Source organism: Pseudomonas sp. FW300-N2A2 (genome assembly GCF_017351735.1).
In the GTDB taxonomy this organism is placed as follows: Bacteria; Pseudomonadota; Gammaproteobacteria; order Pseudomonadales; family Pseudomonadaceae; genus Aquipseudomonas; species Aquipseudomonas migulae.
Map to the genome: position 1 here is coordinate 184,032 of NZ_JACNDU010000002.1, position 22,001 is coordinate 206,032.

Annotated in this window: 13 protein-coding genes and 1 pseudogene; 9 read left to right on the forward strand and 5 right to left on the reverse strand. The window is 58.5% G+C overall.

What is annotated here, in order from left to right; genetic code table 11:
* Positions 1–154 precede the first annotated feature (154 nt).
* Together J4E42_RS29670 and J4E42_RS29675 are read right to left on the reverse strand one after the other, a co-directional pair.
* A complete protein-coding gene (locus J4E42_RS29670; RefSeq protein WP_404943242.1) occupies positions 155–1,027 on the reverse strand; it encodes a methyl-accepting chemotaxis protein in 873 nt (290 codons plus the stop codon).
* Positions 1,010–1,846 (reverse strand): annotated as a pseudogene (locus J4E42_RS29675) (MCP four helix bundle domain-containing protein); the annotation flags it as partial. The pseudogene J4E42_RS29675 and the gene J4E42_RS29670, both read right to left, overlap by 18 nt.
* Before the next feature lie 337 nt (positions 1,847–2,183).
* Here J4E42_RS29675 and J4E42_RS04455 point away from each other — a divergent pair.
* The 3 genes from J4E42_RS04455 (at position 2,184) to J4E42_RS04465 (ending at position 4,727) form a co-directional block, all read left to right on the forward strand.
* The gene (locus J4E42_RS04455; RefSeq protein ID WP_008025106.1) at positions 2,184–2,393 is read left to right on the forward strand and encodes a hypothetical protein; all 210 of its coding nucleotides are present in this window, start codon (positions 2,184–2,186) and stop codon (positions 2,391–2,393) included.
* The gene (locus J4E42_RS04460) at positions 2,390–2,692 is read left to right on the forward strand and encodes a cell division protein ZapA (protein ID WP_008025105.1); all 303 of its coding nucleotides are present in this window, start codon (positions 2,390–2,392) and stop codon (positions 2,690–2,692) included. Before J4E42_RS04455 ends, J4E42_RS04460 begins: the two co-directional genes overlap by 4 nt.
* Before the next feature lie 100 nt (positions 2,693–2,792).
* The gene (locus tag J4E42_RS04465) at positions 2,793–4,727 is read left to right on the forward strand and encodes a methyl-accepting chemotaxis protein (RefSeq protein ID WP_207284700.1); all 1,935 of its coding nucleotides are present in this window, start codon (positions 2,793–2,795) and stop codon (positions 4,725–4,727) included.
* A 72-nt stretch (positions 4,728–4,799) separates the two neighbouring features.
* Here the strand turns inward: J4E42_RS04465 and J4E42_RS04470 are convergent, their stop codons facing one another.
* The 3 genes from J4E42_RS04470 to putA form a co-directional block, all read right to left on the reverse strand.
* Positions 4,800–5,546 carry a hypothetical protein gene (locus J4E42_RS04470; RefSeq protein ID WP_207284701.1) on the reverse strand — a complete coding sequence of 249 codons (747 nt, stop codon included), beginning with the start codon at positions 5,544–5,546 and terminating at the stop codon, positions 4,800–4,802.
* Between the two features lie 200 nt (positions 5,547–5,746).
* A complete protein-coding gene (locus J4E42_RS04475; RefSeq protein WP_207284702.1) occupies positions 5,747–7,549 on the reverse strand; it encodes an acyl-CoA dehydrogenase in 1,803 nt (600 codons plus the stop codon).
* A 258-nt stretch (positions 7,550–7,807) separates the two neighbouring features.
* Entirely contained in the window at positions 7,808–11,761 is a 3,954-nt protein-coding gene (gene putA, locus J4E42_RS04480) for a trifunctional transcriptional regulator/proline dehydrogenase/L-glutamate gamma-semialdehyde dehydrogenase (protein WP_008025099.1), read from the reverse strand.
* A gap of 463 nt (positions 11,762–12,224) precedes the next feature.
* Between putA and putP the strand changes: the two genes are divergently transcribed.
* The 6 genes from putP to J4E42_RS04510 all read left to right on the forward strand — a co-directional run bounded on the left by putP (position 12,225) and on the right by J4E42_RS04510 (position 21,998).
* A complete protein-coding gene (putP, locus tag J4E42_RS04485; protein WP_008042044.1) occupies positions 12,225–13,709 on the forward strand; it encodes a sodium/proline symporter PutP in 1,485 nt (494 codons plus the stop codon).
* A gap of 344 nt (positions 13,710–14,053) precedes the next feature.
* A complete protein-coding gene (locus tag J4E42_RS04490; protein ID WP_008042045.1) occupies positions 14,054–15,970 on the forward strand; it encodes a type VI secretion system tip protein VgrG in 1,917 nt (638 codons plus the stop codon).
* The gene (locus tag J4E42_RS04495; RefSeq protein WP_207284703.1) at positions 15,960–16,697 is read left to right on the forward strand and encodes a DUF4123 domain-containing protein; all 738 of its coding nucleotides are present in this window, start codon (positions 15,960–15,962) and stop codon (positions 16,695–16,697) included. Before J4E42_RS04490 ends, J4E42_RS04495 begins: the two co-directional genes overlap by 11 nt.
* On the forward strand, positions 16,697–21,358 hold the full coding sequence (locus tag J4E42_RS04500) for an RHS repeat-associated core domain-containing protein (protein WP_207284704.1): 4,662 nt from the start codon (positions 16,697–16,699) through the stop codon (positions 21,356–21,358). The genes J4E42_RS04495 and J4E42_RS04500 overlap by 1 nt, the downstream gene beginning before the upstream one ends.
* Positions 21,348–21,644, forward strand: a complete 297-nt coding sequence (locus J4E42_RS04505; protein ID WP_207284705.1) for a contact-dependent growth inhibition system immunity protein — start codon at positions 21,348–21,350, stop codon at positions 21,642–21,644. The genes J4E42_RS04500 and J4E42_RS04505 overlap by 11 nt, the downstream gene beginning before the upstream one ends.
* Before the next feature lie 45 nt (positions 21,645–21,689).
* The gene (locus J4E42_RS04510; protein WP_207284706.1) at positions 21,690–21,998 is read left to right on the forward strand and encodes a contact-dependent growth inhibition system immunity protein; all 309 of its coding nucleotides are present in this window, start codon (positions 21,690–21,692) and stop codon (positions 21,996–21,998) included.
* The last annotated feature ends 3 nt before the right edge of the window (positions 21,999–22,001 follow it).

The window sequence follows — 22,001 nt, forward strand, 5'->3', positions numbered from 1 at the left end:
CTTTTGCAGATCAAAAGCCCTACGCGAAATCCGCCATTACGCAATCCCCTGTAGGAGCTGGCTTGCCAGCGATGGCGGCCTCAAGATCATCGCAAAATCTTAGGGCCTCATCGCCGGCAAGCCGGCTCCTACAGGGATTTGTGGTGTTAGCGGGTCAGAGGCTGAACCGTCCAACCATTGTGTTCAGGTCCACTGCCAATCGCGACAGTTCGTTGCTCGCCGCGCTGGTCTGATTGGCGCCGGTGGCGGATTGCACCGACAGATCACGAATGTTCACCAGGTTACGATCCACTTCACGGGCCACTTGGGCCTGTTCTTCGGCCGCGCTGGCGATCACCAGGTTGCGTTCGTTGATTTCGACGATGGCGCTGTTGATCGTGTCCAGCGACATCCCTGCGCCGCGAGCGATGTTCAAGGTCGACTCGGCGCGCTCGGTGCTGTTGCGCATCGAATCCACCGCGTGCTCGGTGCCGGTCTGAATGCTGCCGATCATGCGTTCGATTTCGCTGGTCGATTGCTGAGTGCGGTGCGCCAGCGCACGCACTTCGTCCGCCACCACCGCAAAACCGCGCCCGGCTTCACCGGCACGGGCCGCTTCGATGGCGGCGTTCAAGGCCAGCAGGTTGGTCTGGTCCGCCAGGCCACGGATCACGTCCAGTACCTTGCCGATGTCGCGGGATTCATTGGCCAGATCGCCGATCAGTGTCGCCGTGCTCTGCACATCGGCGCTCATGCGTTCGATGGCGCTGACGGTTTCCTGCACCAGATCACGGCCGTCACCGGCCGACGTGGTGGCGTTCTTCGATGCTTCCGAGGTGCTCACCGCGTTGCGCGCGACTTCTTCCACGGCGCTGGTCATTTCGTTGACAGCGGTGGCGGCCTGTTCGATTTCGTTGTTCTGCTGGGTCAGGCCACGGGCGCTTTCGTCGGTGACACTGTTGAGCTCTTCAGCGGCGGAGGCCAGTTGCGTGGCCGAGCCGGAAATCCGCTGCAGGGTGTCACGCAGCTTGTCTTGCATCTTCGACATGGCCAGCAGCAAACGGCCGGCTTCGTCTTCGCCATCAACGGTGATCGGGCGAGTCAGGTTACCTTCGGCAATTTGTTCGGCAGCGCTCAAGGCATTGGCGATTGGCTTGGTGATGCTGTTGGTCAGCAGCCAGGCAAACAGCACGGTCAGGCCGGTGGCGATGACCAGCAAGGTGATCACCAGATTGAAGGCCGAATCATATTGATCGGCGGCGCGCTGATTGGTGTCGAGGGACTGCTGGGTGTTGATCTCCAGCAAGCGATTGAGCACCGCGTTGACGGCTTCGGAGTTGGTCAGCAGATCAGTGTTGAGCAGCGTGCGCAGTTCATCGACCTGATTGTTGCGCGACAGGGTTTTCATCCGGTCTTCGATCTGGCGGTACTGCCCCAGCAACTGCACGTATTGATCGTAGGCTGCACGTTCCTGCGGGCTGGCGATCAGTTTTTCGTAGGTGGCTTGAGCCGCACGAATCTGTTGGTTGCGCGTGTCCAGCAGCTCCATGGTTTTCTGCTGAACGTCGGGCTCGCGGTTCACCAGCAAACGGTAGGACAGCACTCGCAGGCGCAAGGTGAGTTGAGTGAACTCGTCGAGGCTTTTGATGCTCGGCACGCTGCTCAAGGTGATTTCCTCGGCAGCACCGCGAATCTTGCTCATCTGGTTCAAGGCAAACACCCCCAGAACCAGCATCAGACCGCCAATCAGGGCGAAACCGAGGAACGCCCGCGGAGCGATATTCATATTACGAAGGGACATGGTGTTTACCGAAAAGAGCGCACCTGTGCGGCGCTGAGACTGACGTATGGATGACTTATCGGTCATACGACTAAAGTCTTGAGGGGCTGCGCGTATTTGTCGCAGCCAGACTGTTTCCTGTAGGAGCGAAGCTTGCTCCGGGCGGCGTTCCGACGAAGGGCGTTAACGGTAACGCGTGCAGTCTGGATGAACGCGTTGTCTGGACGTCCTTCGCGAGCAAGCATCGCTCCTACAGGAACTATGGCGACGAAGTGCAGGAACCAGATCCGCCAATCACAGTCTTTAAAGTTCGCGAGGAAGGTCGCCCGCCAGGAAAATCAAGGCCTTGCGCCCCATTAACCCTGGCATCCGTGGTGACTTTTCTTTATCGTACGCGCCCCTTGAAAATGCTTGGAAAATCAAAATGTTGGAAGCATCCCTAAGCCAATTGGAACAACTGGTCAGCGACCTTGTTCAACAGAACCAGACCCTGAGTGCAGAACTGGCCCAGGCCAAGGATGAAAACGAAAGCCTGCAACTGAGCCTGATGGAACAGGAAGAGAAACAAGGCGCCACCGCCGCCCGCATCCAGGCCCTGGTTGAACGCGTCAGCGCCGGCCCGGTCAGCGCATGAGTGTCGGCGCCGCAGGGGTAAAAGTCGTCTCGATCCTGGGGGAGGACTATTCGATCAAGGCGCCGGCCGGGGAAGAGCAAACCCTGCTGGACGCCGCATTGATGTTGAAGGCTGCTTTGGCTGACACCAAAAGAAAGTACCCGACCCTGATCGGTGACCGCCTGCTGGTGCTGGCCGCGATGAATCTGTGTTCTCAGCAGATCGAAATGAAAAAGCAGCACAAGCTCGAACTCGACCGTTACCAAGAGCAAGTCAGCGCCACGGTTGAAGTGATCTCCAAGACGATCAATCAAGCCTGATCGGCTTTGCGCACAACCAAAGAATAAATTGTCGTTTGCGTTGTATACAATCGGCACGGCTGTTGCAGTGTTTCAGCCTCTTATTCTTTGGGGGTGCTCCATGCAGTTCTGGCGTCGCAGTATTCAGTGGCAGTTGATCCTCAGTATGGGCACCGCCCTGCTGGTCAGTATTCTGATCGTGGTTGGCGTTTATACCCTCGTGGTCAACCGTCTCGCCCAGAGCTACCTGGTCGAACAAGCGCTGCCGTCTAGCATCGAAGCGATGCGCAACGACATCGAGCGCATCCTCGTTCAACCCCTCACCGCCGCCAAGGACATCGCCAGCAACAGCATGGTGCGCGACTGGTTGGCCGGGGGTGAAAACAGTGCCCAGACCGCCGCGTTCGTGCAGTATCTGGAGGGCATCCGCGCCGAACACAAAGCCTTTACCGCGTTAATTGTCGGTACGGCTTCAAACCACTATTTCACTGAAAAAGGCCTGGACCGCAGCCTTAGCCGTTCCAATCCCAAAGACGCCTGGTTCTATTCGTTCCTCGACAGCAACCAGCCGCGCACCCTCAATATCGACAACGACACAGCCACCGGAGAATTGGCGCTGTTCATCGACCTCAAGGTCGAGCAGGCCGGCAAAGTCGTGGGCGTTGCCGGGCTTGGCCTGAGCATGAAAGAGCTGTCGGAGCTGATTCACAACTTCACCTTCGGTGAGCGCGGCAAGGTCTATCTCGTGCGTTCCGACGGTTTGATCCAGGTTCACCCCGAAGCGCAATTCAGTGGCAAACGCACCTTGGTCGAGCAAATCGGTGCGTCGGCCGCACAGGCAGTCATGGGTCAAAAAGCTGCCAGCAGCAGCTTCGTGCGTGATGGCGAAGACTTCCTCGCGTTGAGCCTGCCGCTGAGGGACTTGGGCTGGACCCTGGTGGCCGAAGTGCCACAGTCGCAGATCTACGCCGAAGCCCGTCGCGCCATGTGGATGAGCAGCGGCATTGGCCTGGCGGTGGCGTTGGTGTGCCTGTTGCTGGTGGTGTTGCTGGCCCGTGGGTTGGTGCGGCCGATTCGTCAGGTAACAGCAGCGTTGGTTGCCATCGGTAGCGGTGGTGGAGATTTGACCCACCGGTTAGATTCCAGCCGCGCCGATGAGCTCGGTGACCTGGCGCGCGGCTTCAATCGATTCCTCGACAGTCAGCGCGAGATGATCGGCGAAGTGCTGACCACCAGTGAGCGTTTGCGCACCGCCGTCAGCCAGGTGGCGAAGGTTGTGGACAACACCGCCGAACGCTCCGGGCGTCAGCAGGAAATGACCGACATGGTTGCCACCGCCGTCCACGAAATGGGCCTGACCGTGCAGGAAATCGCGCAGAACGCCGGTAATGCGGCGGTTGCCTCGCAGGATGCTCGCGATGAGGCGATGCAGGCGCGGGAAGTGGTCGGTGGGTCGATCCGACATATTGAAAGCATGTCCGATGAAATCGGTGTCGCCGCCAGTGCGGTGGGCGAACTGGCTGATCAGGTGGCGTCGATCGATCAGGTGTTGGCGGTGATTCGCGGGATTTCCGAGCAGACCAACTTGCTGGCGCTTAACGCGGCTATTGAAGCGGCGCGGGCTGGAGACATGGGCCGTGGATTTGCCGTCGTGGCAGATGAAGTGCGGACGCTGGCGCGGCGAACTCAAACGTCCACCGATGAAATTCAGCAAATAATCGGCAGCCTCAAACAAGGTGCGGAGAACGCGGTGTCGTCGATGCACACCGGTCAAGCGGCGACCGGCACCGGTGTTGAATCGAGCCAGCGCACCGGGACGTCGCTGACCGCGATTACCGGGCAGATCGAGCGTATCAGCGACATGAACCACCAAGTCGCGACCGCGACGGAAGAACAGTCGGCGGTAACCGAAGAGATCAACCGCAACGTGCAGGGGATTTCCGACTTGGCTCGGGCGACGGCAGGGGAGGTCAGGGCTTGCCGAGAGGATTGTCAGACGTTACAGCGGTTGGCGGATGATTTGGCGCGGCAGATGGGTGGGTTTCGGTTGAGCTGAGTTTCGAGTCCCAGGCGGCACAGGCTGGCCGAGAGCGCGACGATAGTTTGTGCGCTCTCGGGGCGCTGATGATCAGTCAGAAACGAATGACGAGACCAAAAGCTCTTTCCCGTATACCTCTGCACCATTGACGGTATCGATATAAAAAACCCGTTTCTCTCTCACGACCCAAGAACGTTGTTGTTCATCGATATAGGTGTCGCCACTGGTCATTGATCTGAACATGTCATCGCGGTTAAACAACCGATTACCAATTTGGGTATCACCCTCTGTTTTGACGGTTACGCGATAGCCGTTATCGATTTGCCAGCGATACTCTTTGCCTGTGACGGTGCTGTTGCGACTACCTCTTACCTTGTCACCCACTCTGGTGGCCAGAATGAATTGGTCGTGGGTGAGCCGTATATAAGGGTCTATTTTTGGTGTGCGTTCTGCGGCAGGGAAGCCATAGACAACGCTTAGCCACTCGTTGGCAGACATGGCCTCGTAGTCCTTGTACCCGACGAGGTAGTCCCACTCATATCGCTCGTCGGGCGAAACGATTTCCATCATACCGACAGCCGTTGTTTCAGTACTCTCCGAAGCTTTCTTCTCACCGGTGGCGCCAACGGAAACCATCTCAATAGTGATAAGGGACTGTTCGTTTGACGGCCTGTGATAATTCTTGTCGAGGACGATGTATTCAATCCCTTTGGAATCGGTCCAAATCGTTCCCGCTCTTCCAGGCCCAGCTGAAATGGATGCCAGAACGCAATAGTCACGGCTGACAAGTCCTGGGAGTTTGATTGTTTTGTCTGCAAGTGTGTTTGGCGTATTCATCATGCTCTCTCAAATAGGAGGACCGACGGACAGGGTGATGTCCGTCGTTGCCGACAAATAGTGTGACGTCGGGAATCCAGCCTATCGGAGCTGCCTTGATTACACAGCTGTCAGAAATAACAGGTGTGTCGAGTGCAGAGTTGGCGTGTTTCAAAATGAACACTCAATGCATTACCAATACTCTGCACTGAATCAGTTGCTCAGAACCACTCATCCTGCATGTTCAAACACACATCATCCCGAGCCTCAAGAATCGCCAATTCATGGTGGCAACCCGGTACTTCCCAGGTCAGGAAATACCGCGCCGCCTGCAGCTTGCCTTTATAGAAGCTCACATCCGCCGCATTCCCCTTGGTCAACCCTTCTTCGGCGCGAATCGCCTGCTCCAGCCAGCGCCAGCCAATCACTGTGTGCCCAAACACCTTCAAGTACAGCGCCGAATTCGCCAGGCTGCTGTTGACCTTGCCTTGAGCCAGGTCGGTCAGCAAACCGAGGGTTACGGTTTGCAGGCGGGCCACCAATTTCTCCAGCGGTTCACGCAGCGCATTCAACGATTCGTACGCTTGCGCCCGCTCGGCAGTGTCGGCGATCAGGCGGATCAATTGTTTCAGTCCCGCACCACCGTTCTGCGCCAGTTTGCGGCCCAGCAAGTCCAGTGACTGAATGCCGTGGGTGCCTTCGTGAATCGGGTTCAGACGGTTGTCGCGGTAATACTGCTCAACCGGGTATTCGCGGGTGTAACCGTGGCCGCCGAGAATCTGGATCGCCAGTTCGTTGGCCTTCAGGCAAAACTCCGACGGCCAGGATTTGACGATTGGCGTCAGCAAATCCAGCAGCTCATGCGCCTGTTTGCGCTCGGCTTCGGTCGCAAGCGTCGTGGTGTCATCGAACAATCGTGCCGCATACAACCCAAGATCGAACGAGCCTTCGACGTAGGCTTTTTGCGTGAGCAACATGCGTTTGACGTCGGCGTGCTGAATGATCGCCACCGGCGCGGTGTTCGGGTCTTTGCTGTCCGGCACGCGGCCTTGCGGGCGCTCGCGGGCGTACTCCAGCGAATACAGGTAGCCGGCGTAACCGAGCATCACCGCGCCCATGCCGACGCCGATTCGCGCTTCGTTCATCATCTGGAACATGTAGCTCAAACCGTGGTGCGGCTTGCCCACCAGATAACCGACGCACTCACCGTTATCACCGAAATTCAGCGCCGTGGACGTCGTGCCGCGCCAGCCCATCTTGTGGAACAGCCCGGCCAGCAACACGTCGTTGCGCTTGCCGAGGCTGCCGTCATCGTTGACCAGAAACTTGGGCACGATAAACAGCGAAATGCCTTTCACCCCGGCCGGTGCATCCGGCAACTTGGCCAGCACCATGTGCACGATGTTTTCCGACAACGGGTGATCGCCGCCGGAGATGAAGATCTTGTTGCCCTTGAGTCGATAGGTGTCGTCAGAAGCAGGCTCGGCGCGTGTGCGAATATCCGACAACGACGAACCGGCATGGGGCTCGGTCAGGGCCATGGTGCCGAAGAAGCGGCCGTCGATCATCGGTTGCAGGAAGCGCTGCTTCTGTTCTTCAGTGCCGAAGCTTTCGATCAGGTTCGCCGCACCCATGGTCAGGAACGGGTACGAAGTCGAGGCCGCGTTGGCTGACTGGAAGTGCGCGAAACACGCCTGGGACAACAGCGTAGGAAGTTGCATGCCACCGGCGTCGAAACTGCGCGCGGCGTTGAGGAAACCGGCTTCGAGGAAGGCATCCACCGCCGGTTTCACTTCCGGAATCAGAATCGCCTGACCGTTCTCATAGCGCGGCTCGTTCTCGTCGCCCTTGCGGTTGTGCGGGGCGAAAAACTTCTCGGCAATGCTGCGAGCGGTGCCGATGGCGGCTTCGAAGGTCTCGCGATTGTGCTCGGCGAAACGCTCACGCTGGGTCAGGCCTTCGGCGTCGAGGACTTCATACAGCTCGAAAGCCAGATTGCGGGAACTGAGCAACGTCTCGGACATGGCGGCCTACCTTTTTTTGGAATGGACCGAGTCTAGGCGTGGGAATAGAGGCTGAACAGGATGATTGATGAGCGTGATGGTAGGGCAGAGCGACGACTTAACAGGCACCACAAAACAAATGTGGGAGCGAGCCTGCTCGCGATTGCGGTGTTTCATCCAATACATGTGTCGGATGACACACCGCTATCGCGAGCAGGCTCGCTCCCACAGGGGGTATTGCGTACCGGGCGGCTATTGCGGCAGCCCGGCTTATCGGTTTTAGCCGATGGTCATCAAGCTCGCATTACCACCCGCCGCAGCGGTGTTAACGCTCAACGCTCGCTCGATCACCAAGCGCTCCAACGCAATATTGGTCTCGCCCAGCGACAACCCGTGAACCCCGACAATCGCCCCGGCACGCTTGGCCACTTGCTGGCACACCGCACGCAACTGATCGGAATGGCCGTGATGCAGAACCGCATCAAACACCACTTCGTCCTTGTTCCAGTCGGCAACCAGCTTGATACGCGCCTGAACTTCCTTCGGCAGGCGTGCGAACAAGGCTTTGGTCAGGTCAGCTTCCGGCCATACCGCTGAGCCGCCGACAGCCAATACCGCCGCCAGTTGCGTCAGCAGGTCGCCTTCAGCTTCGGCCAGGGACAGCACGTGCTCACGCGGCAGAATGGCGTAGCTGTTGCGCTCGCCGGTCGGGCCTGCCAGAACACGGGTGATGCCGCTTTGCGATTGCGCTGCGAACTGCACGCACAAGGCGCTCAGGTCGGCAAACTTGTTGCTGTCGGCCCAGGTTTGCAGGGCGGTCAGCGGTTTGCTCATGGCATCGCGCAGACGAACATCCGGTGCAGTGGCGGCGTCGCCACGAGCGAAGGATTGTTCGATTGCATCGGCAGGACGCGTCGACAGCAGGCGGTACAGGTACAACGGACCACCGGCTTTCGGGCCGGTGCCCGACAGGCCTTCGCCACCGAACGGTTGCACGCCAACCACAGCACCAACGATGTTGCGGTTCACATAGACGTTACCGGCATTGACGTTGTCGATCACCTTGGCGATGGTCTCGTCGATGCGCGTATGCACGCCCAGCGTCAGGCCGTAGCCGGAAGCGTTGATCTGGCCGATCAACTGGTCGATGTCTTTGCGCTTGTAGCGCACCACGTGCAGCACCGGACCAAAGATTTCGCGTTGCAGCTCATCGAAGCTTTCCAGCTCGATCAGCGTCGGCATCACGAAGGTGCCGCGTTTGACTTCTTCGCTGTTGGCGATGGCCACCTGGTACACGTTGCGACCTTTGTCGCGCATGGCCTGGATGTGCTTCTCGATGCCCGCCTTGGCTTCGGCGTCGATCACCGGGCCGATGTCCACGGACAGGCGCTCAGGGTTGCCGAGACGGCATTCAGCCATGGCGCCCTTGAGCATTTCGATGACACGGTCAGCGGAATCTTCCTGCAAGCAAAGTACACGCAGAGCCGAGCAACGTTGACCGGCGCTGTCGAAGGCCGACGACACCACGTCGATCACGACTTGTTCGGTCAGTGCCGAGGAGTCGACGATCATCGCGTTCTGGCCGCCGGTTTCAGCGATCAGCGGAATCGGACGGCCCTGTGCATCCAGGCGGCCAGCGACGTTGCGTTGCAGCAAACGAGCGACTTCGGTGGAACCAGTGAACATCACGCCTTTGACCCGATCGTCACCGACCAGACGGGCACCCACGGTTTCGCCACGGCCCGGCAGCAGTTGCAGCACGCCTTCCGGAATCCCGGCTTCGAGCATCAGGCGCACGGCCTGGGCGGCGACCAGTGGGGTTTGTTCCGCAGGCTTGGCCAGTACCGGGTTACCGGCGGCCAATGCAGCGGCAACCTGACCGCTGAAGATTGCCAGCGGGAAGTTCCACGGGCTGATGCACACCACCGGGCCCAATGGGCGGTGGGCGTCGTTGGTGAAATCGTTGCGAGCCTGCACCGCGTAATAACGCAGGAAGTCCACGGCCTCACGCACTTCGGCGATGGCGTTGGCGAAGGTCTTGCCGGCTTCGCGAGCCAACAGGCCCATCAGCGGCTGGATCTCGCCTTCCATCAAATCGGCGGCACGTTCCAGAATCGCAGCACGTTCGGCCGGCGGGGTGGCCTGCCAGATCGGTGCAGCGTTCAGGGCGCACTGGATCGCGTTGTCGACGTCTTCGACATTCGCTTCCTGTACGTGACCGACCACGTCACGCAAATCGGACGGGTTCAGAACAGGCGCAGGGGTTTCGGTGCTGGAGACGCAACCGAGCATCGGCGCGGCTTTCCAGTGGTTGTGAGCAGTGGCCAGCAGAGCGCACGACAGCGAAGCCAGGCGATGTTCGTTGGCCATGTCGATGCCGCTGGAGTTGGCACGCTCGGCACCATAAAGATCGCGCGGCAGCGGGATGCGCGGGTGCGGCAGGCCGAAGCCGCCTTCCAGCGTCGCCATCTGCTCGATGCTGGCCACTGGATCGGCCACCAGCTCCTGAATCGAAATGGACTGGTCGGCGATACGGTTCACGAACGAGGTGTTCGCGCCGTTTTCCAGCAGACGACGTACCAGGTACGCCAGCAGCGTTTCGTGAGTCCCGACCGGTGCGTACACGCGGCATGGACGGTTCAGCTTGCCTTCGGAAACTTTACCTACAACCTGTTCGTACAGCGGTTCGCCCATGCCGTGCAGGCACTGGAACTCGTACTGGCCCGGGTAATAGTTCTGACCGGCGATGTGGTAAATGGCCGACAGAGTGTGGGCGTTGTGTGTGGCGAATTGCGGGTAGATGACTTCCGGCACCGACAACAATTTGCGGGCGCAAGCGATGTAGGAAACGTCGGTGTACACCTTGCGGGTGTAGACCGGATAGCCTTCCAGGCCTTCGACCTGGGCGCGCTTGATTTCGCTGTCCCAGTACGCGCCTTTCACCAGGCGGATCATCAGGCGATGACGGCTGCGGCGAGCCAGGTCGATCACGTAATCGATCACGTACGGGCAACGCTTCTGGTAAGCCTGGATCACGAAACCGATGCCGTTCCAGCCGGTCAGTTGCGGCTCGAAGCACAGGCGCTCCAGCAGATCCAGCGACAGCTCAAGGCGGTCGGCTTCTTCGGCGTCGATGTTCAGGCCGATGTCGTATTGCTTGGCCAGCAGGGTCAGCGACAACAGGCGCGGGTACAACTCGTCCATCACACGCTCGTACTGCGCACGGCTGTAACGCGGGTGCAGTGCCGACAGCTTGATGGAAATGCCCGGGCCTTCATAAATCCCACGACCGTGGGACGCTTTGCCGATCGAGTGGATGGCTTGTTCGTACGACGCGAGGTACTTCTGCGCGTCGTGCTCCGTGAGGGCTGCTTCACCGAGCATGTCGTAGGAATAACGGAAACCCTTGGCTTCGAACTTGCTCGCGTTGGCCAGGGCTTCGGCGATGGTTTCGCCGGTGACGAACTGCTCGCCCATCAGGCGCATGGCCATGTCGACGCCCTTGCGGATCATCGGCTCGCCGCTCTTGCCGATGATGCGGCTCAGGGACGAAGTCAAACCCGCTTCATTATGGGTGGCGACCAGTTTGCCGGTCAGCAGCAAGCCCCAGGTTGCGGCGTTGACGAACAGCGACGGGCTGTTGCCCAAGTGTGGCTGCCAGTTACCGGTGCTGATTTTGTCGCGGATCAGTGCGTCACGAGTGCCCTTGTCCGGGATGCGCAACAGCGCTTCGGCCAGGCACATCAGTGCCACGCCTTCCTGGGACGACAGGGAAAATTCCTGCAACAGGCCCTGAACAATTCCGGCACGGCCACCGGCGCTCTTCTGATTGCGCAGTTTCTCGGCAATCGAGGCAGCGAGCTTGTTGGTGGCGTCAGCCATGGCAACCGGCAGGCGCGCCTGTTCGATCAGCATCGGCACCACTTCCGGCTCAGGACGACGGTAAGCAGCGGTAATGGCGGCGCGCAACACCGATTGCGGCAAGATGCTTTCGGCGAACTCAAGGAAGCACTGGTGCGCGTGGTCGACATGGACGTCGCCACTGTCGTCAGCTTCTTTGGCCGTCAGGCCGTTGAGCTCGGTCAGGGTTGCACCACCCTCGAGTTTTTCCAGGTAATTGAAAATTGCCTGCTTGATCAGCCAGTGCGGCGTGCGATCAATCGAAGTCGCGGCGGCCTTGAGGCGCTCGCGGGTCGGGTCGTCAAGTTTGACCCCAAGGGTGGTGGTAGCCATATTTTTATCCTCATGTTTGCCACGACCGCGTGGCATCAGCTGGCGGCAAGATTAGCTGCGCGCTCTCTGAGGTGCAACCGGGTGCAACCCTTTTTTTGTCGGAATAATAGGCAGCTCGTCAGGAATTAAATTCCGGTACGAACGTACCGCTCCTGCTTGGTGCTTTTGCTTCTAGTAAACGCTCATGACTGCTCTAAAAGGGAGCAAAAACAGAGCTTTTCAAGCTAAATCCGACTAGGTGCAACTTATTCTCAAAAAATGGGTTGCACCTTATTTGCGTTGTTGAATAGGATTCGCGCCCAAGGTGCAACCGGTTAAAAAGACAGGTGCACCGGCTGATGGCTTTCCTGGGGAAACATCAGTCCTAAATGCGCGGACCCGCAAATCGTTTGATCAAACATTGTCGTTTGTCGGCGTTTTCACACTCTGCCGCTACATAAAAACAAAGCCAGGGCATCACTTAATGAGCGTTAGCAATCCAACCCTGATCACGTTCGTGATCTACATCGCAGCAATGGTGCTGATCGGCTTCATGGCCTATCGCTCCACCAACAACCTTTCTGACTACATTCTGGGCGGTCGCAGCCTTGGCAGCGTCGTGACTGCATTGTCCGCTGGCGCCTCCGACATGAGCGGCTGGTTGTTGATGGGTCTGCCGGGCGCCATCTACATGTCCGGTCTGTCCGAAAGCTGGATCGCCATCGGTCTGATCGTCGGTGCTTACCTGAACTGGCTGTTCGTCGCCGGCCGTCTGCGCGTGCAGACCGAGCACAACGGCGATGCGCTGACGCTGCCGGACTACTTCTCCAGCCGTTTCGAAGACAAAAGCGGCCTGCTGCGGATCATCTCGGCGGTTGTGATCCTGGTGTTCTTCACCATCTACTGCGCGTCCGGCATCGTCGCTGGCGCCCGTCTGTTCGAAAGCACCTTCGGCATGTCCTACGAGACCGCGCTGTGGGCCGGTGCTGCGGCGACGATTGCCTACACCTTCGTCGGTGGTTTCCTGGCAGTCAGCTGGACTGACACCGTACAAGCCACGCTGATGATCTTCGCCCTGATCCTCACGCCGATCATCGTGTTGCTGGCGACCGGCGGCGTCGATACCGCGTTCCTGGCCATCGAAGCGCAAGATCCAGCCAACTTCGACATGCTGAAAAACACCACCTTCATCGGCATCATCTCGCTGATGGGCTGGGGCCTGGGCTACTTCGGCCAACCGCACATCCTGGCGCGTTTCATGGCGGCGGATTCGGTCAAGTCGATCGCCAATGCCCGTCGCATTTCCATGACCTGGATGATCCTGTGCCTGGGCGGCACCGTGGCTGTAGGCTTTTTCGGTATTGCCTACTTCTCGGCCAACCCTGCCGTGGCGATGCCCGTCAGCGAAAACCACGAGCGCGTGTTCATCGAACTGGCCAAAATCCTGTTCAACCCATGGATCGCCGGTATTTTGCTGTCGGCCATTCTGGCTGCGGTGATGAGTACCCTGAGCTGCCAGTTGCTGGTGTGCTCGAGCGCCCTGACCGAAGACTTCTACAAAACCTTCCTGCGTAAATCGGCTTCCCAGGTGGAACTGGTCTGGGTCGGCCGCGCCATGGTGCTGCTGGTTGCCCTGATCGCCATCGCATTGGCCGCCAACCCGGAAAACCGTGTGCTGGGTCTGGTCAGCTACGCTTGGGCCGGTTTCGGTGCTGCGTTCGGTCCAGTGGTCCTGATCTCCGTGATCTGGAAAGACATGACCCGTAACGGCGCACTGGCTGGCATCCTGGTCGGCGCGATCACCGTGATCGTGTGGAAACACTTCGAACTGCTGGGCCTGTACGAAATCATCCCTGGTTTCATCTTCGCCAGCCTGGCGATCTACATCGTCAGCAAACTGGGCGCGCCGACGCACGGCATGCTGCAGCGTTTCGCTGCTGCCGAGGCTGATTTCCGCCTGAACAAGTGATCGGGATGAGCTGAGGCTCAACCCTTTCGCCGAACATGAAAACGGCCCGCTTCCTTTGGAGGCGGGCCGTTTTTATTGGGCGTTAGAAAATCCCTCTGTGGGAGCGAGCCTGCTCGCGATGGTGTGTCAGCCAAAGAGGTTTCGACTGACACACCATCGCGAGCAGGCTCGCTCCCACAGGAGGGCAGTGGTGGTTTTGAAAGGAATGTCTGTAGCCAAACATCCCGATTTTTGAAGGAAGAATCTTTAAAAAAGCACGACAAATCTGAGTTTCCTGTCCCTTCGTCAACACCCCTTGCCGCTCATGCAGAATCGCCCGCCTTCACTCTGCAGAGACACATCGGATGTTCGCTCTTGCTAATCAACCGCGTTTCACGCTGACCGTCGACGGTGACCAGCATGACCTCAAGGTGCTTGAGTTCACCGGCAAGGAAGCCATCAGCCAGCCTTACCGCTTTGATCTGGAACTGGTCAGTGAACGGCCGGACATCGAGCTCGAAAGCCTTCTGCATCGTCAGGCATTTCTGAGTTTCGATACACACGGCAGCGGTATACACGGTCAGATTTTTCGGGTTGGCCAGGGCGATTCCGGTAAGCGTCTGACGCGCTATCAAGTCAGCCTGCTCCCGCGTTTGACCTACCTCGACCAGCGCATCAATCAGCGGATTTTCCAGCACAAAAGCGTGCCGGTGATCATTGCGCAAATCCTTGAGGATCATGGCATCCAGCGCGATGCGTTCGCCTTTCAGCTCGGCAGCGATTACCCCGATCGCGAGTACTGCGTGCAATACGCGGAAAGCGATCTGGCGTTCATCCAGCGGTTGTGCGCCGAGATCGGCATTCACTACCACTTTCAGCACAGCCCTGACGGGCATTTGCTGGTGTTTGGTGATGACCAGACGGTTTTCCCCCTGATCGACAAACCGACACTTTTCTCGCCTGACACGGGAATGGCGGCCGACGCGCCTGCGATCAATCGCTTCAACGTGCGGCTGGAAACCCGCACCACTTCGGTAGCCCGTCGCGACTACGACTTCCATAAACCCGGGCTGCAACTTGAAAGCCGAAGCGACAACGGGCAACTGCCGACGCTTGAGGATTATCACTTTCCTGGCCAGTTCACGGATCGCGAATCTGGCAGGGCGCTGGCTCAACGAACACTGGAGCGCCACAACGCGGACTACCGTCAGGCTGAAGGTCGCAGCGATGAGCCCGCTTTGGTGGCAGGCCACTTCCTGGCGTTGTCGGAACATCCACGCCAGGCCTGGAATGACCTGTGGCTGATCACCAAAATCGAACACCATGGCCGTCAGCCGCAAGTGCTCGAAGAGTCAGTCAGCAGCGACGGGGCGGATGATTTCCAGGGCTATCGCAATACCTTTCTGGCGACGCCGTGGGATGTTTCGTTTCGCCCACCCCTGATCGGGAAACCCTCTTTCACCGGTTATCAGACCGCCGTAGTCACTGGCCCGACCGACAGTGAAATCCACTGCGACGAGTACGGCCGCGTCAAGGTTCAGCTCGCCTGGGATCGTGACGCAAAGCGCAATGAACATTCCAGTTGCTGGTTGCGCGTCGCCACCGGCTGGGCGCATGACGGCTACGGCGTCGCACTGATTCCTCGGGTCGGCATGGAAGTGTTGGTGGGGTTCCTCGATGCCGACGTCGATAAACCGATGGTCATGGGCTGCGTACCCAATGGCGCCAACTCGATATCGCTGAATCTGCCCGCCGACAAAACCCGCAGCATTTTCCGCAGCCAAAGTAGTCCCGGTGGCGGTGGTTACAGCGAATTACGCATCGAGGATCGCAAAGGCGCCGAGGAAATCTACCTGCGGGCCCAGCGAAACTGGACTCAACACGTGTTGAACGACCTGCACGTCCAGGTCGGAAATCAGCGCAGTGCGGTGATTGGTGCCAACGATAACCTGCACGTTCACGGTGACCGCTCCATCACCGTCAGCAACCAGACCCTCAAGGCGAGCGGGCAATTTCACGCCAGCGCCGGCCAGCAAATTGTCATCGATGGCGGCGCAAGCGCGACCATCCAGGCGGGTGGCCACTGGATCAACATCGGCCCCGCCGGGATCTTCAGCAGCGTTCCGATTGAACTGGGCGGTGCACCGATGCCGGCCATGGACGCCGCGACCACTCAACGAACACTTCTGGCACTCAGCACAGCACAGATTCTGACCCTGAAAAGCGACGCCCCATTCTGCGAAGAATGTGAACGCTGCAAGGGTGGTGTCTGTGCAGCCTGAGTGCTTGTCACCCCTCACTTGGCTGGAGCGCCAACCACTCGAGCCTTCCGAGCAGTTGTTCGCAGTGTTCGGCAATGCCAGTTCCGCTGAGCCGTTCAACGCCTGGCAGAGATCAAGTCCGTTGCATGCGCCGAGCCCGATCTGGGCCGACACCGCTTATGCCGAGTGGGAACCGGTCATGCCCTATGTCGGAATCGTCGCTGCTGACAGTGAGTTTCTGGATTGGGTCGCCACTACCGAGTCTCGCGATTGGGGTTGGCTGGCAGTTTCCTCTTCGCCTCAAGACGTGTTGATCGAACATCTGCGCAGCCTCACGCAAGTGTTTTTGCCCAATGGCAACGCGGTGTTTTTCCGCTTTTGGGACGGGCATTACTTGCTGCCGATTCTTCAGTCGGCCGAAGTCGATGTCACTCAACTGCTGCCGGTCGTGGGGCGGTGCCTGATCAATGGTCAGCCGCTCGACATCGGTGGAACTGCACTGAAAACCGCCAGGGTTTTTCCATGGTGGGAAATCTCCACAACGCTGTTGAAGCACCTCTGTGAACACTCAAACACCACTCGGCTGAACAACTTGCTCACGTGGTTGAGCGAGGACCGTCCTGATCTTTTCGAGGCATTTTCCGAAAGCGTGTTGCGGCACAAAGTCGCGATCTTTCTGGAAGAGCCGGGCCTGCCGCCAGCCCCGAAATCAGCCTTGGTGGATTACCTGTCGATGGAGCTGGACTGATGGATCAGATCGTACGGATCGAGCAGGAGCTCGAAGGTTTCAAGGACACGCTGAGTGTGTATCGCCAGCAACTCAAGGGCTTTTTAAGTCGTAACGCCGACAAGGTCAGCCGGGCAATGGACCTGCCCTCGCTGATGGACATGGACCGGCAGATCAAACTGGGCAACACCACTACATCGGTGAGCCGCAGTGATGACGACTTTTTCTCCAGTGTTGCGCAGTGTCCGCTAAACGGAATTCTGCAGATCGAGAGCAAGTTCGAATCGGTTTATGACGTTCCGCTGGGGAACATTGATGTTGATGTGATTGCTGTTGATGGCGGCGAAAAAAACACCGTCACGCTCGATGAAAACGGCAAGGGACAATTCAGGGGCATTGCCGGGAAGTTCTACCGCGTGCATGTCCACAGCGCGGTGACTTCGGATCAGGTTGATGAGCTTTTCAAGTCTTACGACGGCCTGACCGGACAGCTGGAAGACTGGCTGCGAATTGAGTGGCAAGGCTTCAAGCCGCAGTGGTCGCAGTCAGCGTTTGCCGCTGCGGGTAATGGCCTGCTGGCGGGAAGTTGGGCGGCGGTCATTGGTGTGTGGGACAGCATCAGCCTGCTCTCGGACATTCTCCAGGATCCCGGCAAGTTCGTTGAGCGATTGGGTAGCAGTGCGGATGAACTGGCCAAGCTCGCCAAAACCGCTCCGGACGTCATGGCCAAGGTCCAACTGCTGGCCAGTGACGAAGCGGCGCTGTGTTTGTTGTTGCGAACCGCCAGCCTCTGGCTGGAGATGTTGCCGCCCAGCGAGATCGCTGGAAAAACCGCCGAAGCACTGTCGACGGTGGTGGTTCAGTTGCTCATCGACATTCTAATTGGCGTGGTCCTGACCTTCGCCGGTGCGGGGGCGGGCATCGCCTACCTGGGTATGCGTCTCGCCAGCTACGGGGCCCGTATCGTCAGCGCCGTGCAGGGTTTCGTCAAAGCGATTTTCACCCTCATCAACAACTTCATGACCTACGTCGACCAGTACAAAAAGGTCGCCGCACGGGGCGTGGCAGCGGGTGTGAAAAAAGGCGGATTGCACCTGCGTTGGGACGCCAGACGCAATACCACGCTCAAACAAAACGAACACCACGACGACGCTTCGAAACAGGCAACAAACCCCAACGGCGACAGCGCCGATGCCGCCGATAAAACCGCCACCAACAAATGCCCGGTGTCGATGGTCACCGGTGAAGAACTGCTGACCCTCACCGACGGTTCACTGAATGGCATCCTGCCATTCGACTTCACGCGGCTCTATCGCACCAGCGCCGTCGAGATTGATTGCGGCCTCGGTTTCGGCTGGAGTCACAGCCTTGCGCACCGACTGGAAATCGATGGCGATGGCGTCGTCTGGATCGACCACGAAAACCGTCGCACCACCTTTCCGCTGCCTGGCAATGAGCGCCCGGCGATCCACAACAGCCTCTCGCGTGCAGCGATTTACCTGGGCGACGCTCCGGAAGAGCTGATCCTCGCCCAGGCCGGCGACGACACGCGTTTCTATCATTTCATCAACGGTCGATTGGCTGCGATCAGCGACGGTTACGACAACCGGTTGCGCATCACTCACGACCGCCGCGACCGTATCCAGCGCCTCGACAACGGCGCCGGTCGCGCCTTGTTGTTGCGCTACGACCAGCACCATTTGATTGCCGTCGACTACCAGCGTTTTGTCCCGGCAGACACGTCGGATGAAGCCTGGATAACCGAACAGACACTGGTCAGTTACCGCTACGACGAGCGCGGTCGACTGATCGAAGCGACCAACGCCGCCGGGGAAAGCGAGCGCTACGACTACGACGACCAGCACGTCATCCAGCAGCGGCAACTGGCCGGTGGGGCGAGTTTCTTCTGGGAGTGGGAAAGGTCCGGCAAGGCTACGCGATGCGTCCGGCATTGGGCGTCGTTTGCGCAGATGGAAGCGCGCTATGTCTGGGATGACGAGGGCAGTGTCACCGTCCACAACATCGACGGCAGCGAAGAGGTTTACCAGCATGACGACCGGGCGCGACTGGTGCGCAAGGTCGAGCTGGATGGCGGCGAACACCTCAAAGCCTACGACGATAAAGGTCGATTGATTGCCGAACAGGATCCGCTCGGCGCCGTTACCGAGTACCACTACGACGAAGTCGGACGCTTGGTGGCGCTGATTCCGCCGGAAGACGAGCCCACGTCCTACGAGTATCGCAACGGTTTCCTGCATGCCCGGTATCGCGGCAAAGCGGTCTGGAAATATCAGCGCAACGCTCAGGGCGACATCACCGAAGCGACCGACCCCGACGGCCATGTCACCCATTATCACTACGATGAAAAAGGCCAGTTGCTGTCGATCCGTTACCCGGATAGCAGTCGCCATCTCTTCGTCCGCAATGCTTTAGGGCAACTGGTTGAAGAAACTTTGCCGGACGGTGGGTTGCGGCGATTTTCCTACGACGCGCTGGGTCGACGGATTACCGATCAGGATGAACACGGATCGCTCACTCACTACGGGTGGGACGCCGTTGGGCGATTGGTTCAGACGACACTTCCTACGGGGACTACGCGCGCCTTCAGCTACAACGCCTACGGAAAAATCACCGCCGAACGCGACGAGCTTGGCCTCGTTACCCGCTACGAATACGTCGATGGTTTGCATCTGGTCAGCCGCCGGATCAATCCCGACGGCACGCAGCTCAGCTATCGCTACGACAACGCGCAGCTGCTGCTCACAGAAATCGAAAACGAGTCCGGCGAACAATATCGCCTGGACTACACGCCCGGTGGATTGATCCGACAGGAAACCGGGTTCGATGGCCAGCGCACGGCGTACACCTACGACCTCAATGGAAACCTGCTGGAAAAAACCGAGTTCGGCGACGACGGCTCGCAGCGGGTTACCGCTTATGAGCGAGATTCGGCAGGGCGGCTGCTGGTCAAAACGCTGCCCGACGACATCAAGGTCAAATACCGCTACGACGACCTCGGCCGACTGATCAGCGTCGACGACGGTCACGATCATCCACTGGAATTCGAGTACGACCGACAAGACCGTTTGATCACCGAGCACCAAGGCTGGGGCACCTTGCGCTACGGATACGACGCCTGTGGCCAACTCAACCGCATGCGCCTGCCGGACGGCAGCAAGCTCGATTACCACCACGCCAAGGGTGGCGCGCTGACCGCCATCGACCTCAACGGCGCGCCGCTCACCACCCACCAATTCACGTTTGGCCGCGAACAACAGCGCCAACAAGGCCAGCTCACCAGCCGCTACCACTACGACGAACAGGGCCGCCTGCAAGCGCACGCGATCAATCAACAAACCCGGCCGCTGTACCTGCGCCACTACACCTACGCGGTCAACGGCAACCTGGCGACCGTCGCCGACAGCCGCCACGGCCAGCGCAGTTATTACTACGACGCCCTCAACCGCCTGACCCGCGTGCGCCACACCCGCGACGACCCACCGGAAAGCTTCGCCCACGACCCGGCCGGCAACCTGCTGATGCAAAACCGCCCCGGTGTGGCTGCCGTAAAAGGCAATCGCCTGCTCATGCAAGGCGACCGCCATTACGACTACGACGCCTTCGGCAACCTCATCCGCGAACGTCGCGGCACCGGGCAAAAACTCGTCACCGAATATGCCTACGACTGCCAGCATCGCTTGGTTAGCGTCACGACCCCGGACGGACGTTGCGCGAGTTACCGCTACGACGCCTTCGGCCGACGCATCGCTAAAACCGTCGACGGTAAAACCACCGAGTTCTTCTGGCAGGGCGACAACCTCGTCGCTGAAAGCAGTCGCGAACACTACCGCAGCTATGTTTACGAACCGGGCACCTTCCGCCCATTGGCCATGCTCGACGGCAAAGGCCCGCGCAAGGCTTGCCCGTTTTACTACCAGCTTGATCACCTTGGTACTCCGCAGGAACTGACCGATTTTGGTGGCGAGATTGTCTGGTCGGCGAAGTACAACGCCTACGGAAAAGTCACGCGGTTGGCGTTCGGTGGGGGCGAGCAACTTGAGCAGCCGCTGCGGTTTCAAGGGCAGTACTTCGATGGCGAGAGCGGCCTGCACTACAACCGGCATCGGTACTATGATCCGGAGGTGGGGCGGTACCTGACGCCGGATCCGGTCAAGTTGGCGGGTGGGCTGAACGGGTATCGGTACGCGCTGAATCCGACGGGGTGGGTTGATCCGCTGGGGTTGGCTTGTACCGCTTGTCCTGGCGATTTGGATGTTGATGGGCCGTACAGCGAAATTGTTCCGGGTGGGGGGTTGGCGGCACACGAGGCGCGCGGTGGGCATCTCATTGCGAAACATATTGATAGGACCGAAGCACAATTGCGGGACAGGCTCAGGGCTGAGCCGCATATACCCATTGCTTCGACGTTTCCTAGCAGGGCTGCCGCAGAGGCCACTGTCTCAAATGTCATGGGGGGGAATAAAAAGGTAATTGATGATTTTATGAAAGGTAATGCACGGAAGCTCGTGATTACACAACCAATGCCTGCGCAGGCAGGTGTTGGGGTTGTTCGGCGCAGTGGGGCGCTGGAGCCATTGACGGTTGTAAAATTAATACTTCAGAAAGCGAGAAATTCGCCGTCTGGCTACATAATATTAACGGGGTATGCAAGTGACCGATAATTCGTATTCGCAGCTTTTTCAATTTTTGGGTGCCTACTTTAACGAGGACTGGATGTGCGAATCCGAATTGGCGGATGATATTGTCCGATCTTTCGTAAATGATTCAACAGCAGAGACGATTGCAGAGGTAAAGCGGGAAATCACAATGTTGTTAGAAATGCATATGGTTGAGCCTGAGCTAAGAGAGTTTCTGCTAAAAAACATGTCTTGTTGTTACTGTTACTGGCACGAATGGGCGTCAGGGGAGGCATGGTTAAATCATGTTGTTAATGTTTTTGGTGAGTGAGATGAGTTTGGTTTTCAATTTAGAAATTTATCTTGATTAATAGATATGGTCGTACACTGTTCCGAGTTGCACGATTTTTTTGGCGCGTACTTTCATCAGGATTGGACGGTCGAGCACGGGGCGGCTGAGCAAGTTATAGATGCTTTTATAGCTGACACTGACCCCGGGGATTTAATGTTGGTCCGGGAAGAGCTCAATTTTCTGCTTGATCAGCGGAAGGGCGAAGTGGAGTTAAGGGATTATCTATTGAAAGAGCTGAGCTGTTACTACTGCTACTGGAACGTATGGGAGTCTGGCGAATTATGGTTGCGTCATATTGCTAGCAAATTTGATAACAAAACTGATAAAAATTAAAAT

Coding starts and splice junctions, on each gene's coding strand:
- J4E42_RS29670 (WP_404943242.1), bottom strand. CDS start 1,027: ATGTCGAAGATGCAAGACAAGCTGCGTGACACCCTGCAGCGGATTTCC.
- J4E42_RS04455 (WP_008025106.1), top strand. CDS start 2,184: ATGTTGGAAGCATCCCTAAGCCAATTGGAACAACTGGTCAGCGACCTT.
- J4E42_RS04460 (WP_008025105.1), top strand. CDS start 2,390: ATGAGTGTCGGCGCCGCAGGGGTAAAAGTCGTCTCGATCCTGGGGGAG.
- J4E42_RS04465 (WP_207284700.1), top strand. CDS start 2,793: ATGCAGTTCTGGCGTCGCAGTATTCAGTGGCAGTTGATCCTCAGTATG.
- J4E42_RS04470 (WP_207284701.1), bottom strand. CDS start 5,546: ATGAATACGCCAAACACACTTGCAGACAAAACAATCAAACTCCCAGGA.
- J4E42_RS04475 (WP_207284702.1), bottom strand. CDS start 7,549: ATGTCCGAGACGTTGCTCAGTTCCCGCAATCTGGCTTTCGAGCTGTAT.
- putA (WP_008025099.1), bottom strand. CDS start 11,761: ATGGCTACCACCACCCTTGGGGTCAAACTTGACGACCCGACCCGCGAG.
- putP (WP_008042044.1), top strand. CDS start 12,225: ATGAGCGTTAGCAATCCAACCCTGATCACGTTCGTGATCTACATCGCA.
- J4E42_RS04490 (WP_008042045.1), top strand. CDS start 14,054: ATGTTCGCTCTTGCTAATCAACCGCGTTTCACGCTGACCGTCGACGGT.
- J4E42_RS04500 (WP_207284704.1), top strand. CDS start 16,697: ATGGATCAGATCGTACGGATCGAGCAGGAGCTCGAAGGTTTCAAGGAC.
- J4E42_RS04510 (WP_207284706.1), top strand. CDS start 21,690: ATGGTCGTACACTGTTCCGAGTTGCACGATTTTTTTGGCGCGTACTTT.